This is a genomic window from Actinomycetospora soli (assembly GCF_021026295.1).
GTDB lineage: Bacteria > Actinomycetota > Actinomycetes > Mycobacteriales > Pseudonocardiaceae > Actinomycetospora > Actinomycetospora soli.
The window spans coordinates 29,034-41,484 of sequence record NZ_JAJNDA010000024.1 but is presented as its reverse complement, the minus strand read 5'-3'; the positions used below and the strand labels follow the sequence as shown (position 1 = coordinate 41,484).

At 72.5% G+C, this 12,451-nt stretch carries 12 protein-coding genes; all 12 read left to right on the top strand.

The window, feature by feature from the left end; all coding sequences use genetic code 11:
• Nucleotides 1-73 precede the first annotated feature (73 nt).
• The 12 genes from LN037_RS27390 to nuoK all read left to right on the top strand — a co-directional run bounded on the left by LN037_RS27390 (nucleotide 74) and on the right by nuoK (nucleotide 12,445).
• Nucleotides 74-1,450: a geranylgeranyl reductase family protein gene (locus LN037_RS27390; RefSeq protein ID WP_230759450.1), complete on the top strand. Its 1,377-nt coding sequence runs from the start codon at nucleotides 74-76 to the stop codon at nucleotides 1,448-1,450.
• 155 nt (nucleotides 1,451-1,605) lie between these two features.
• Nucleotides 1,606-1,986, top strand: coding sequence for an NADH-quinone oxidoreductase subunit A (locus tag LN037_RS27385; RefSeq protein ID WP_230759449.1), 381 nt, complete (start codon nucleotides 1,606-1,608; stop codon nucleotides 1,984-1,986).
• 11 nt (nucleotides 1,987-1,997) lie between these two features.
• Nucleotides 1,998-2,561 carry a NuoB/complex I 20 kDa subunit family protein gene (locus tag LN037_RS27380; RefSeq protein ID WP_230759447.1) on the top strand — a complete coding sequence of 188 codons (564 nt, stop codon included), beginning with the start codon at nucleotides 1,998-2,000 and terminating at the stop codon, nucleotides 2,559-2,561.
• Nucleotides 2,561-3,373 carry an NADH-quinone oxidoreductase subunit C gene (locus LN037_RS27375; RefSeq protein ID WP_230759445.1) on the top strand — a complete coding sequence of 271 codons (813 nt, stop codon included), beginning with the start codon at nucleotides 2,561-2,563 and terminating at the stop codon, nucleotides 3,371-3,373. The genes LN037_RS27380 and LN037_RS27375 overlap by 1 nt, the downstream gene beginning before the upstream one ends.
• Nucleotides 3,370-4,704 carry an NADH-quinone oxidoreductase subunit D gene (locus LN037_RS27370; RefSeq protein ID WP_230759443.1) on the top strand — a complete coding sequence of 445 codons (1,335 nt, stop codon included), beginning with the start codon at nucleotides 3,370-3,372 and terminating at the stop codon, nucleotides 4,702-4,704. Before LN037_RS27375 ends, LN037_RS27370 begins: the two co-directional genes overlap by 4 nt.
• Nucleotides 4,701-5,459 carry an NADH-quinone oxidoreductase subunit NuoE gene (nuoE, locus tag LN037_RS27365; RefSeq protein WP_230759441.1) on the top strand — a complete coding sequence of 253 codons (759 nt, stop codon included), beginning with the start codon at nucleotides 4,701-4,703 and terminating at the stop codon, nucleotides 5,457-5,459. The genes LN037_RS27370 and nuoE overlap by 4 nt, the downstream gene beginning before the upstream one ends.
• Complete coding sequence (nuoF, locus tag LN037_RS27360; RefSeq protein ID WP_230759439.1) at nucleotides 5,456-6,820, top strand: NADH-quinone oxidoreductase subunit NuoF; 1,365 nt, start codon at nucleotides 5,456-5,458, stop codon at nucleotides 6,818-6,820. The genes nuoE and nuoF overlap by 4 nt, the downstream gene beginning before the upstream one ends.
• 1 nt (nucleotide 6,821) lies before the next feature.
• On the top strand, nucleotides 6,822-9,416 hold the full coding sequence (locus LN037_RS27355; RefSeq protein ID WP_230759437.1) for an NADH-quinone oxidoreductase subunit G: 2,595 nt from the start codon (nucleotides 6,822-6,824) through the stop codon (nucleotides 9,414-9,416).
• On the top strand, nucleotides 9,413-10,738 hold the full coding sequence (gene nuoH / locus LN037_RS27350) for an NADH-quinone oxidoreductase subunit NuoH (RefSeq protein ID WP_230759435.1): 1,326 nt from the start codon (nucleotides 9,413-9,415) through the stop codon (nucleotides 10,736-10,738). The genes LN037_RS27355 and nuoH overlap by 4 nt, the downstream gene beginning before the upstream one ends.
• Nucleotides 10,738-11,355 (top strand): NADH-quinone oxidoreductase subunit NuoI, encoded by a 618-nt coding sequence (gene nuoI, locus LN037_RS27345; protein ID WP_230759433.1) that lies wholly within the window; start codon nucleotides 10,738-10,740, stop codon nucleotides 11,353-11,355. Before nuoH ends, nuoI begins: the two co-directional genes overlap by 1 nt.
• A complete protein-coding gene (locus LN037_RS27340; protein WP_230759432.1) occupies nucleotides 11,352-12,149 on the top strand; it encodes an NADH-quinone oxidoreductase subunit J in 798 nt (265 codons plus the stop codon). Before nuoI ends, LN037_RS27340 begins: the two co-directional genes overlap by 4 nt.
• The gene (gene nuoK, locus LN037_RS27335; RefSeq protein WP_179795351.1) at nucleotides 12,146-12,445 is read left to right on the top strand and encodes an NADH-quinone oxidoreductase subunit NuoK; all 300 of its coding nucleotides are present in this window, start codon (nucleotides 12,146-12,148) and stop codon (nucleotides 12,443-12,445) included. The genes LN037_RS27340 and nuoK overlap by 4 nt, the downstream gene beginning before the upstream one ends.
• Nucleotides 12,446-12,451 lie beyond the last annotated feature (6 nt).

The window sequence follows — 12,451 nt, the reverse complement described above, 5'->3', positions numbered from 1 at the left end:
CGTGTCGCACGCAACATGCCTAGACTCGTGCCCGCCCGGAGCTAGTGAACGATTTCACAAGGGGTGTCCCACGGTGTCCGCTCACCACCACGAGCGCACCCGGCGTCGTGTCGGGGGTGACGACTGCGCGGCCGACGTGCTGGTGGTCGGCGCCGGCCCGGCCGGCGCGACGGCCGCGACGCACCTCGCGCGGGCCGGGCTGGACGTGCTGGTGCTGGAGAAGGCCGCCTTCCCGCGCGAGAAGGTGTGCGGCGACGGGCTCACGCCGCGGGCGGTCAAGCAGCTGATCGACCTCGGGATCGACACGCGGCCCGAGGCCGGGTGGCTGCACAACAGAGGGCTGCGGGTCTACGGCGCCGGCCTGTCGGTCGACCTGGACTGGCCGGACCTCACGAGCTTCCCGCCCTACGGCATGGTCCGGCCGCGCCGCGACTTCGACCAGCTGCTCGCCGACCACGCGCGCGCCGCCGGGGCGCGCGTGCAGGAGCGGACGTCGGTGTCCGGCGTGCTCACCGACGAGCGCACCGGCCGCGTCGTCGGCGTCGAGGCCCGGCGCGGACCGGAGCGCGAGCCCGTCACGTACCGGGCGCCGCTGGTCGTCGCGTGCGACGGGGTCGGGGCCCGCACGGCGCTCTCCCGCGGGATCGCCAAGCGGGACGACCGCCCGCTCGGGGTGGCCGTGCGCCGGTACTACACGAGCCCGAAGAGCACCGACGACTACCTCGAGACCCACCTCGAGCTGACCGACGGTCGCGGCGGCCTGCTGCCCGGCTACGGCTGGGTGTTCGGGATGGGCGACGGGACCGCCAACGTCGGGCTCGGCATCCTCGACCGGACGAACGCCGCCGCCGGCGCGAACTACCGCGCCACGCTGCGCGCGTGGTGCGACTCGCTGCCCGGCGAGTGGGGGCTGCGCGAGGAGAACGCCGTCAACGAGATCGGCGGCGCGGCCCTGCCCATGGGCTTCAACCGCACCCCGGTCTACGCCGACGGGCTGCTGCTCGTCGGCGACGCGGGCGGCATGGTCAACTCGTTCAACGGCGAGGGCATCGCGTACGCCATGCAGTCGGCGTCGCTCGCGGCCGAGGCCGTGGTCCAGGCGCTCGCCCGGCCCGAGGGCCCGTCGCGCGAGCGGGCCCTGGCCGCCTACCCGGAGGCCGTGCGGGCGGAGCTCGCCAGCTACTACCGGCTGGGCAACCGCTTCGCGCACGCACTGCGGCACCCCTGGCTGGTGCGCACGACGGCCCGTTACGGCCTGCCCCGACGGCGGGTCATGGCGTTCCTGCTCAAGCTGCTCGCCAACCTGCACGACGGGCGCGACGGCGACGCCTCGGACCGGCTGCTCGAGGTGCTGCTGCGGCTCACGCCGGCCCTGCCCGAAGCCGCGCCGAGGACGCTCCGGCCCACGCGGCCGACCCGACCCGCCGTCGGGAAGGAGACCGCTGCATGACCGGTCCCCAGGGGCCGGACTAAGGCCACCCTCACCCCTCGGTGTTCGACCGTCCCTCCGTAGGGTCGCGTCCGTCCGCCGGGGGTGACGCCGGACACCGGACGAGCGGTGTCACGGACCACCGAGCAGGTCACGAGAGCTGGAGGTTCCCCCGGATGCCGGGCAGCACGGGACTCACCGCGTACGTCCCCCTCATCGTCATGTTCGTGCTCGCCGCCGGGTTCGCCGTGTTCTCCGTGACCGCGGCGCCCTACATCGGCCCGCGCCGCTACAACCGCGCCAAGCTCGACAGCTACGAGTGCGGCATCGAGCCGTCCCCGCAGCCGGTCGTCGGCGGCGGCCGCGTCCCGGTCGCCTACTACCTGACGGCGATGATGTTCATCCTCTTCGACGTCGAGCTGGTGTTCCTGTACCCGTACGTCCTCAACATCGACGCGCTCGGACTGTTCGGCCTCGCCGCCGTGCTCGTGTTCCTCGTGCCGATCCTCATCGCGTACGCCTACGAGTGGCGTCGCGGCGGGCTGGACTGGAGCTAGGAGGTCGCCAGATGGGACTCGAGGAGAAGCTGCCGAACGGCATCCTGCTCGCCAGCGTCGAGGGGCTGGTGAACTGGACGCGCAAGGCGTCGCTCTGGCCGGCCACCTTCGGCCTGGCCTGCTGCGCGATCGAGATGATGACGTCGGGCGCCCCGCGCTACGACCTCGGTCGCTTCGGCATGGAGGTGTTCCGGCCCAGCCCGCGCCAGGCCGACCTGATGATCGTGGCGGGCCGGGTGACCAACAAGATGGCGCCGGTCCTGCGCCAGATCTACGACCAGATGGCCGAGCCGCGCTGGGTGCTCGCGATGGGCGTCTGCGCCTCCTCCGGCGGCATGTTCAACAACTACGCGGTGGTGCAGGGCGTCGACCACGTCGTGCCGGTGGACATGTACCTGCCCGGCTGCCCGCCGCGGCCGGAGATGTTGATCGACGCGATCCTCAAGCTGCACCAGAAGATCCAGCAGGAGCCGCTGGGCCCGGTCCGGGCGCAGCTGGCCGCCGAGCGGCGGGCGCAGGGCGAGACGCTCGAGCTGCTGCCGTCGTCGGTCAAGTACGGGCGGGAGAAGGCCTGATGCCGGACGACGAGAAGCAGCCCGGCGTCCCGGCGACCGGGACCGGCGGCGCCAGCGGCCCGACCGGCGCGACGGCCGGGTCCTCCGAGCACACCGAGCGCGGCGCGGTCGCGTTCTCCCCGGTCGAGCAGGACCGGCCGCACGCGCCGACCGTGACCGGGCGCGCCCGCGAGGGCATGTTCGGCATCCACGGCTCGGGCGACACGTCCGGCTTCGGCGGCCTGCGGCTGCCCGCCTACGCGCCGGCCCCGGCCGAGCGGCCGTACGGCGGCTGGTTCGACGAGGTCGTCGACGAGACCGCTGCGGCCCTCGAGGAGGCGGGCCTCGTCGCGTTCGACGAGGCCGTGCCCCAGGTGACCGTCGACCGCGGCGAGATGACCTGGTACGTCGCCCGCGAGCACCTGGCGACGCTGGCGACCCTGCTGCGCGACGACCAGGCGCTGCGCTTCGAGTTCTGCTCCGGGGTGTCCGGGGTGGACTACGGCGAGGACGTGCCGCAGCAGCTGCACGTCGTCGTGCAGCTGCTCTCGATGACCTACCGGCGGCGGCTGCGGCTCGAGGTCTGCCTCGACGTCGACGACGCGCGCTGCCCCTCGCTCGTGTCGGTCTACCCGACGGCGGACTGGCACGAGCGCGAGACCTGGGACATGTTCGGCATCGTCTTCGACGGCCACCCGAGCCTGACCCGGATCCTCATGCCGGACGACTGGAACGGCCACCCCCAGCTCAAGAGCTACCCGCTGGGCGGCATCCCGGTCGAGTACAAGGGCGCCGAGATCCCGCCGCCCGACCAGCGGAGGGCGTACACGTGACCGACATCGACGACACCCTCACCGACCCCTACGCCGCCTCCTCGCGCGAGACCACCGAGGGCACCGTCTACACCGTCACCGGTGGCGACTGGGACGAGCTGGTCGACGAGTCCTCCGGCGACGAGCGCATCGTCATCAACATGGGGCCGCAGCACCCCTCGACGCACGGTGTGCTCCGCCTGGTCATGGAGGTCTCCGGCGAGACCGTGACCGACGTGCGGCTGGTCATCGGCTACCTGCACACCGGCATCGAGAAGAACTGCGAGTACCGCACCTGGACCCAGGGCGTCACGTTCGTGACGCGCGCGGACTACCTCTCGCCGCTGTTCACCGAGGCCGCGTACTGCATGTCGGTCGAGCGCCTGCTCGGCGTCGAGGCGCCGACGCGCGCGCAGGTCATCCGGGTGCTCCTCATGGAGATCAACCGGATCGGCTCGCACCTCGTCGCGCTCGCCACCGGCGGCATGGAGCTCGGCGCGCTCACCGGCATGACCAACGGGTTCCGCGAGCGCGAGGAGGTCCTGCACCTGCTCGAGTTCCTCACCGGGCTGCGGATGAACCACGCGTTCATCCGCCCCGGCGGCGTCGTCCAGGACCTCCCCGAGGGCGCGGAGAAGCGCATCCTCGAGTTCTGCGACGTGATGGACTCGCGCCTGCCCGGCTTCCACCAGCTGCTCACCGGTAACGCGATCTGGCAGCAGCGTCTCGTCGGCGTCGGCTACCTGCCGCTGGACGGCTGCCTGTCCCTCGGCGTGACCGGCCCGATCCTGCGCTCGGCGGGCCTCGCCTGGGACCTGCGCAAGGTCGACCCCTATCTCGGCTACGAGCAGTACGACTTCGAGGTCCCCACCGAGACCGCCGCCGACTCCTTCGCCCGGTACAAGCTGCGGGTCGAGGAGATGCACCAGTCGCTGCGGATCGTCCGGCAGTGCGTCGAGGCCCTCGAGCCCGGTCCCGTGATGGTGGGTGACGCGAAGATCGCGTGGCCGGCCAAGCTCTCCATCGGCGCCGACGGCATGGGCAACTCCCTCGAGCACGTCCGCCAGATCATGGGGCAGTCGATGGAGTCCCTGATCCACCACTTCAAGCTGGTCACCGAGGGCTTCAAGGTCCCGCCGGGGCAGGCGTACGTGCCGATCGAGTCGCCCCGCGGCGAGCTCGGCGCCCACCTCGTCTCCGACGGCGGCACCCGTCCGCTGCGGGTCCACCTGCGGGAACCCAGCTTCGTCAACCTCCAGGCGGCGCCGGCGATGTGCGAGGGCGGGCTGCTCTCGGACGTCATCGCCGCGCTCGCGAGTCTCGACCCCGTGATGGGGGGCTGTGACCGATGACGTCCACCGTGAACGAGGTCGACACCTCGGTGTTCGACGGCCAGCGCGAGCGGGCCGCGGCCATCGTCATGCGCTACCCGGAGCCGCGCTCGGCGCTGCTGCCGCTGCTGCACCTCGTGCAGTACGTGGAGGGCCACGTGAGCCGGGCCGGGGTCGCGTTCTGCGCCGAGATCCTCGACATCACGCCCGCCGAGGTCTCGGCGGTCGCGACGTTCTACACGATGTACAAGCGCGAGCCGGTCGGCGAGCACCTGGTCAGCGTCTGCACCAACACGCTGTGCGCGGCCCTGGGCGGCGACGACATCTACGCCGCGGTGCGCGAGCGGCTCGGCGGGATCGGCCACGAGCAGACCGCGGGCGAGCCCGGCACCCCCGGCAGCCTGACGATCGAGCACGCCGAGTGCCTCGCCGCGTGCGACCTCGCGCCCGTGCTCACCGTGAACTACGAGTTCTTCGACCGGCAGACGGTGGACTCGGCGCGCGAGATCGTCGACGCGCTGGCGCGGGGCGAGCGGCCGCACCCGACCCGCGGCGCCCCGCTGACCGACTTCCGCCGCATCGAGCTGCTGCTCGCCGGGTTCTTCGACGAGCCCGAGGTCGGCGGCGCCGAGGCCAACGCCGGCCCCAGCGCCGACGAGGCCACGCTGCGCGGCGCGCGGCTCGCCGAGGAGCGCGGCTGGACCGCGCCGCCCATGCCCGACGCGTCGCCCGACCGTCCCACCGAAGCCGTCGACCTCCCTGGAGGTGCGTCATGACCGAGCCGAGCGGGACCCCGGAGGAGCACCGGCCCGACCCCCTCACGCCGGTGCTCACCCGTCGGTGGCTGCTGCCCGAGTCGTGGACCCTGCGCCACTACGCGGAGCTCGGCGGCTACGAGGCGATGCACCAGGCGTTCGCCATGGACCCGGCCGACATCGTGTCGCTGGTCAAGGACTCGGGGCTGCGCGGCCGCGGCGGGGCGGGCTTCCCGACGGGCATGAAGTGGAGCTTCATCCCGCAGCCCAAGCCCGGCGAGGAACCGACCCCGGCCACGCAGGACGCCCCGCAGTTCAAGCCGAAGTACCTCGTCATCAACGCCGACGAGGGCGAGCCGGGGACCTGCAAGGACACCCCGCTGATGATGGCCGACCCGCACAGCCTCATCGAGGGCTGCATCATCACGGCCTACGCGATCCGCGCGAACTTCTGCGCGATCTACATCCGCGGCGAGATCGTCCACGCCATCCGGCGGCTGCACTTCGCGGTCAAGGAGGCCTACGAGGCGGGCCACCTCGGGAAGGACATCCACGGCAGCGGCTTCGACCTCGACATCGTGGTCCACGCCGGCGCCGGCGCCTACATCTGCGGCGAGGAGACCGCGCTGCTCGACTCCCTCGAGGGTCGGCGCGGCCAGCCGCGGCTCAAGCCGCCGTTCCCGGCGACGGCGGGTCTCTACGCGGCGCCGACGGTGGTCAACAACGTCGAGACCATCGCGACCGTCCCGTCGATCGTCGCGGGTGGCAAGGAGTGGTTCCGGACGATGGGCCGCGAGCGCTCGCCCGGGCCGAAGATCTACTCGTTGTCCGGGCACGTCGAGCGGCCCGGCCAGTACGAGGCGCCGCTGGGCACCACGCTGCGCGAGCTGCTCGAGATGGCCGGCGGCATGAAGGACGGCATCCCGCTCAAGTTCTGGACGCCGGGTGGCTCGTCCACGCCGCTGTTCACCGCCGAGCACCTCGACGTCCCGCTGGACTTCGAGGGCGCCGCGGAGGCCGGCTCGATGCTCGGCACCACCGCCGTGATGATCTTCAACGAGACGGTCAGCGTCCCGTGGGCGGTCATGAAGTGGACCGAGTTCTACGAGCACGAGTCCTGCGGCAAGTGCACGCCGTGCCGCGAGGGCAACTACTGGCTCGCCGGCATCCTGCGCCGCATGAACGACGGGCAGGGCACCGAGGAGGACATCGACACCCTCCTCGACGTCTGCTCCAACGTCCTGGGCCGCTCGTTCTGCGCCCTGGGCGACGGGGCCGTCTCGCCGATCACGAGCGGCATCAAGTACTTCCGCCAGGAGTTCCTGGACCTCTGCTCCGCGCAGCAGGCCTCCTCGGACCGAGTTCTCGCCGGAGCGCACTGAGATGACACAGGCCCCCGAGCAGGAGGCGCCCCCGGTCCCCGAGGGTCACGTCCGGCTGACGATCGACGGCACGACCGTCGACGCGCCGAAGGGCGAGATCCTCATCCGGACCTGTGAGCGCCTCGGCATCGTCGTGCCGCGGTTCTGCGACCACCCCCTCCTCGAGCCCGCCGGCGCGTGCCGCCAGTGCCTGGTCGAGGTCGAGATGGGCGGCCGGCCCATGCCGAAGCCGCAGGCCAGCTGCACCATGACCGTCGCCGACGGCATGGTGGTGAAGACGCAGGTGACCAGCGCGGTCGCCGACAAGGCGCAGCAGGGCGTCATGGAGCTGCTGCTGATCAACCACCCGCTGGACTGCCCGATCTGCGACAAGGGCGGCGAGTGCCCCCTGCAGAACCAGGCGATGTCCTCGGGGCGGGCCGAGTCGCGGTTCCACGAGCACAAGCGGACCTTCGAGAAGCCCCTGCCGATCTCGGACGAGGTGCTGCTCGACCGCGAGCGCTGCGTGCTCTGCCAGCGCTGCACCCGGTTCTCCGACCAGATCGCCGGCGACCCGTTCATCGAGCTCCTCGAGCGCGGCGCGCACCAGCAGATCGGCACCGAGGAGACGGCCTGGGGCGAGGGCGAGGAGTTCCAGTCCTACTTCTCCGGCAACACCATCCAGATCTGCCCGGTCGGGGCGCTCACCAGCGCCTCCTACCGCTTCCGCTCCCGGCCCTTCGACCTGGTCTCGACGCCGGGCCAGTGCGAGCACTGCGCGTCGGGCTGCTCGACCCGCCGTGACTGGCGCCGCGGCGGCGTCACCCGCGTGCTGGCCGGCGAGGACCGGGCGGTCAACGAGGAGTGGCTCTGCGACAAGGGCCGCTTCGCGTTCCGCTACCCGACCTCGCCGCAGCGGGTGCTGCAGCCGATGGTGCGCGAGGACGGCGTGCTCACGCCGGTCTCCTGGGTGGACGCGCTGGAGCGGGCCGCCGCCCTGCTCACCGCCGCCCGCGACGGCGGGGGCGCCGCGCGGACCGGTGCGGACGGCGAGGAGCTGGCGCCGAAGCGCGGCGTCGGCGTGCTGCCCGGCGGTCGCCTGACCGTCGAGGACGCCTACGCCTACGCGAAGTTCGCCCGCCTGGCGCTGCGGACCAACGACGTCGACCAGCGGGCCCGCGCACACTCCGACGAGGAGCTGGCGTTCCTCGCGGGCCACGTCGCGGGCGTCGCGCCCAGCCACGTCTCGTACGCCCACCTCGAGGCCGCCCGCACCGTGCTGTGCGTGGCGTTCGACCCCGAGGAGGAGTCGCCCATCGTCTTCCTCCGGCTGCGCAAGGCGTCCCGCCACGGCACCCGCGTGGTGCACGTGGGCAGCTGGACCACGCCCGCCGTCGCGAAGACCGGCGGCCACCTCCTGGGCGCCGTGCCCGGCGCGGAGGCCGCGGCCCTGGCCGACCTGCCCGACGACCTCGCGGCGGCCCTGGCCGAGCCGGGCGCCGTGGTGCTGGTCGGCGAGCGCGCCGCGGAGGTGCCCGGCCTGCTGACCGCGGTCAGCGAGCTCGGCGCCCGCTCCGGCGCGCGGATCGCCTGGGTGCCCCGGCGGGCCGGTGAGCGCGGCGGGGTGGACGCCGGCGCGCTGCCGACGCTGCTGCCCGGTGCGCGCCGCGTCGACGACGCCGACGCCCGCGAGGCGGTCGCCGAGGTCTGGGGCGTGCCGTCCCTGCCCGCCGAGCCCGGTCGTGACCTCACGGCCATCCTCACCGCCGCGCGCGACGGGGCGCTGGCCGGCCTGGTGGTCGGCGGCGTCGACCCGGCCGACCTGCCCGACCCCGAGCTCGCCCGCGCCGCGCTCGCCGAGGCCGACGTGGTGATCTCGCTGGAGCAGGTGCTCTCCGAGGTGACCGAGCACGCCGACGTCGTGCTGCCGGTGGCGCCCGCGGTCAACCGCAGCGGCACCTACCGCAACTGGGAGGGGCGCGACCGGCCCTTCGCGACGACGATCGACCCCGGCCAGGGTGGCTCCGGGCGCGTCGGCGGCACGGCCGCGGTGACGCTGCCGGACTGCCGGGTGCTGGACTCGCTCGCCGTCGAGATGGACGTCGACCTGTTCACCCAGACCCCGCAGGCCGCCGCGGCGGAGCTCGCCGAGCTGGGCACGGCGGCGGTCACGCCGTCGACCCCGGCGACCCGGCCGTCGGCCCCGGCCGACGCTCCCGGCGACGTCAGCGGTGGCGCACCGCTGACGTCCGACGTCAGCAGTGGCGCACCGCTGACCGACGGCCCCCGGGTCCGGCTCGCCACCTGGCGCCAGCTGATCGACGGCGGCTCCCTGCTGGCCGAGGAGAACGACCTGCCCGGCACGGCCCGGCCGGCCCGACTCCGGGTCGCCGCCGACACGGCCGAGCGGCTCGGGCTCGTGCCCGGCGGGTCCGCCCGCCTCGGGGACGCGTTCGACCTCGTCGTGGAGCTCGCCGACCTGCCGACCGACACGGTGTGGGCGCCCTCCCACGTCCCGGTCGCCGGCGGGGTCGTCACCCTGGCCGGCCTCGGGCTGCGCCACGGGGACCTCGTCGAGGTGACCCCGTCCGTCGTCGGGAACGGAGACCCGCGGTGAACCCGCTCCCCCCGCCCGGGACCCCCGGGTACACGCAGGCGCTGATCGCGGACGACCCGATCTGGCTGACGATCGTCAAGGTCGTCGCGGTCTTCGCGCTGCTGGTCTTCATGACGCTGTTCATGATCTGGCTGGAGCGCCGGGTCGTCGGGCGCATGCAGCAGCGGCCCGGGCCGAACTGGAACGGGCCGTTCGGCCTGCTCCAGTCCCTCGCCGACGGGCTCAAGCTGGCGTTCAAGGAGGACATCCGGCCGGTCCTCGCGGACAAGGCGGTCTTCTTCATCGCGCCGGTGATCTCGACGATCCCGGCCTTCGTCGCCTTCGCCGTGATCCCGCTCGGCCCCGAGGTCTCGATCTTCGGGGAGCGCACGGCGCTGCAGGTCGCGGACCTGCCGGTCGGCATCCTCGTCGTGCTGGCCTGCTCCTCGATCGGCGTCTACGGGATCGTGCTGGCGGGCTGGGCGTCCGGGTCGCCGTACCCGCTGCTCGGTAGCCTCCGCAGCGCCGCGCAGGTCATCTCCTACGAGCTGGCGCTCGGCATCTCGATCATCGGCGTCGTGCTCTACGCGGGCTCGCTGTCGACCGCCGACATCGTCTCGGCGCAGCAGGGGGGCTGGTACATCTGGCTCCTGCCGGTCAGCTTCATCGTCTTCGCGATCTCGATGGTCGGGGAGACGAACCGGGCGCCCTTCGACCTCCCCGAGGCCGAGTCCGAGCTGGTCGGCGGCTTCCACACCGAGTACTCGTCGCTGAAGTTCGCGCTCTTCTTCCTCGCCGAGTACGTCAACATGGTCACCCTCTCCGCGGTGGCCACGACGCTCTTCCTCGGCGGCTGGATGGCCCCGTGGCCCCTCTCGCTGATCCCCGGGGTCAACGAGGGCTGGCTACCGGTCGTCTGGTTCATCACGAAGATGTTCGTGTTCCTCTTCGTCTACATCTGGCTGCGCGGCACGCTGCCCCGCCAGCGCTACGACCAGTTCATGCGCCTCGGCTGGAAGGTGCTGATCCCGGTCAGCCTCGTGTGGCTGATCGCGATCGCGGTCCTCCGCGTCCTGCGCAACGAGTTCGGCACGATCTCGGCGCCGGTGGTGCTGATGATCGGCGCGGTCGTGATCGTCGTCGCGATCGTGGTCGCGCTGATGCTGCCCGACCGCACCGAGGACGACGAGGACACGGCCGAGCCACCCGTCGTCGGGAACTACCCCGTCCCGCCGCTGGACCTCACCGTGCCGTCGAGCCCCCCGCGGCGGCGCCGCGCGGTGTCCTCGGGCTCGTCAAAGGAGACGGCCGCGGTGGGCACGGGACAGAAGGAGGACGCCTGATGGGCATGTTCGACGGCATCGCCGGCTTCGGCGTCACCTTCTCGACGATGTTCAAGAAGGTGGTCACCGAGGAGTACCCGCTGGTCAAGAAGGTGACCGCGCCGCGCTACCACGGCCGCCACCAGCTCAACCGGCACCCGGACGGCCTCGAGAAGTGCGTCGGCTGCGAGCTCTGCGCCTGGGCGTGCCCCGCCGACGCGATCTACGTCGAGGGCGGGGACAACACGCCCGAGGCGCGGTTCTCGCCCGGGGAGCGCTACGGCGCGATCTACCAGATCAACTACCTGCGCTGCATCGGCTGCGGGCTCTGCATCGAGGCGTGCCCGACGCGGTCGCTGACGATGACGAACGAGTACGAGCTCGCCGACGACGACCGCCAGGATCTGATCTACACCAAGGACATGCTGCTGGCGCCGCTGCTGCCCGGCATGGAGCAGCCGCCGCACCCCATGCGCCTCGGGGACGACGAGCAGGACTACTACGTGCAGGGCCCGGAGATGGCGCGGCGCGGCCGCGACCAGGCCGGGGCCGACGATCTCGACACCGACAACCGCGCCGGGGCGAACGCCCTCCCGGGCGCGGCCCTCGTCGGGAAGGCCCCGGAGGAGAAGCGATGACCACCTCGATCGGCGAGGCCATCGGGTTCTGGATCCTCGGCCCGATCGCCCTCGCCGGCGGCCTGGGCATGGTGTTCGCCCGCAACGCCGTGCACTCCGCCCTGTGGCTCGTGCTGACGATGCTCTCGCTCGGCTTCCTCTACATGGTCCAGTCGGCGCCGTTCCTGGGCTTCACCCAGATCATCGTCTACACCGGCGCGATCATGATGCTGTTCGTCTTCGTGCTGATGATGGTCGGCCGGGACGCCTCCGACTCGGTGGTCGAGGTGCTGCGCGGCCAGCGCGTGGCCGCCGCGATCCTGGGCGTCGGCATCGCCGGGCTGCTCGTCGGCGCGGTGGCGCGGTCGGTCACCGCGAGCGTGGTCGGCGCGACGCTGCCCACCCAGAACACCGGCGGCATCGGTCTGCTGGTGTTCACCCGCTACGTCGCCGCCCTCGAGCTCGCCTCGGCGCTGATCGTCGTCGGCACGCTCGGCGCGGTCGTCTACACCTTCGCGGGCCGGGCGAAGCGCCAGACCGCGAGCCAGCGCGAGCGCGTCGTCGCCCGCCTGCAGGGCCCGCTGGAGAAGTACGGCTCGCGCTCGGGTCCCGGCGTCTTCGCGACGGCGGACTCGGTCGCCACCCCGGCGCTGCTGCCGGACGGCTCCGTCGCCCCCGAGTCGCTCTCCGAGATCATCGAGGCGACCGCCCGCGAGCGCCTCGGCCACCAGACCGAGCTGGCGCACGCCGGCGACGAGCACGACGCGTCGGCGCACACCGACCACGGACACCGCGTCACGGGGAGCCAGGCGTGAGCCCCACGAACTACCTGCTGCTCTCCGCCCTGCTCTTCGCGATCGGCACGGTCGGCGTGCTGGTCCGGCGCAACGCGATCGTCGTGTTCATGTGCGTCGAGCTCATGCTCAACGCCACGAACCTGTCGCTGGTGACCTTCTCCCGGATCAACGGCAACCTCGACGGGCAGGTCATGGCCCTGTTCGTCATCGTCGTCGCCGCAGCGGAGGTCGTCGTCGGCCTCTCGATCATCATGGCCATCTTCCGCACGCGCCGGACCGCCTCGGTCGACGACGCGAACCTCCTCAAGTACTGACGGGAG

What these genes read in the sequence shown, in the direction of transcription:
- LN037_RS27385 (WP_230759449.1), top strand. Translation starts at nt 1,606, where the DNA reads ATGCCGGGCAGCACGGGACTCACCGCGTACGTCCCCCTCATCGTCATG.
- LN037_RS27380 (WP_230759447.1), top strand. Translation starts at nt 1,998, where the DNA reads ATGGGACTCGAGGAGAAGCTGCCGAACGGCATCCTGCTCGCCAGCGTC.
- LN037_RS27375 (WP_230759445.1), top strand. Translation starts at nt 2,561, where the DNA reads ATGCCGGACGACGAGAAGCAGCCCGGCGTCCCGGCGACCGGGACCGGC.
- nuoE (WP_230759441.1), top strand. Translation starts at nt 4,701, where the DNA reads ATGACGTCCACCGTGAACGAGGTCGACACCTCGGTGTTCGACGGCCAG.
- nuoF (WP_230759439.1), top strand. Translation starts at nt 5,456, where the DNA reads ATGACCGAGCCGAGCGGGACCCCGGAGGAGCACCGGCCCGACCCCCTC.
- LN037_RS27355 (WP_230759437.1), top strand. Translation starts at nt 6,822, where the DNA reads ATGACACAGGCCCCCGAGCAGGAGGCGCCCCCGGTCCCCGAGGGTCAC.
- nuoI (WP_230759433.1), top strand. Translation starts at nt 10,738, where the DNA reads ATGGGCATGTTCGACGGCATCGCCGGCTTCGGCGTCACCTTCTCGACG.
- LN037_RS27340 (WP_230759432.1), top strand. Translation starts at nt 11,352, where the DNA reads ATGACCACCTCGATCGGCGAGGCCATCGGGTTCTGGATCCTCGGCCCG.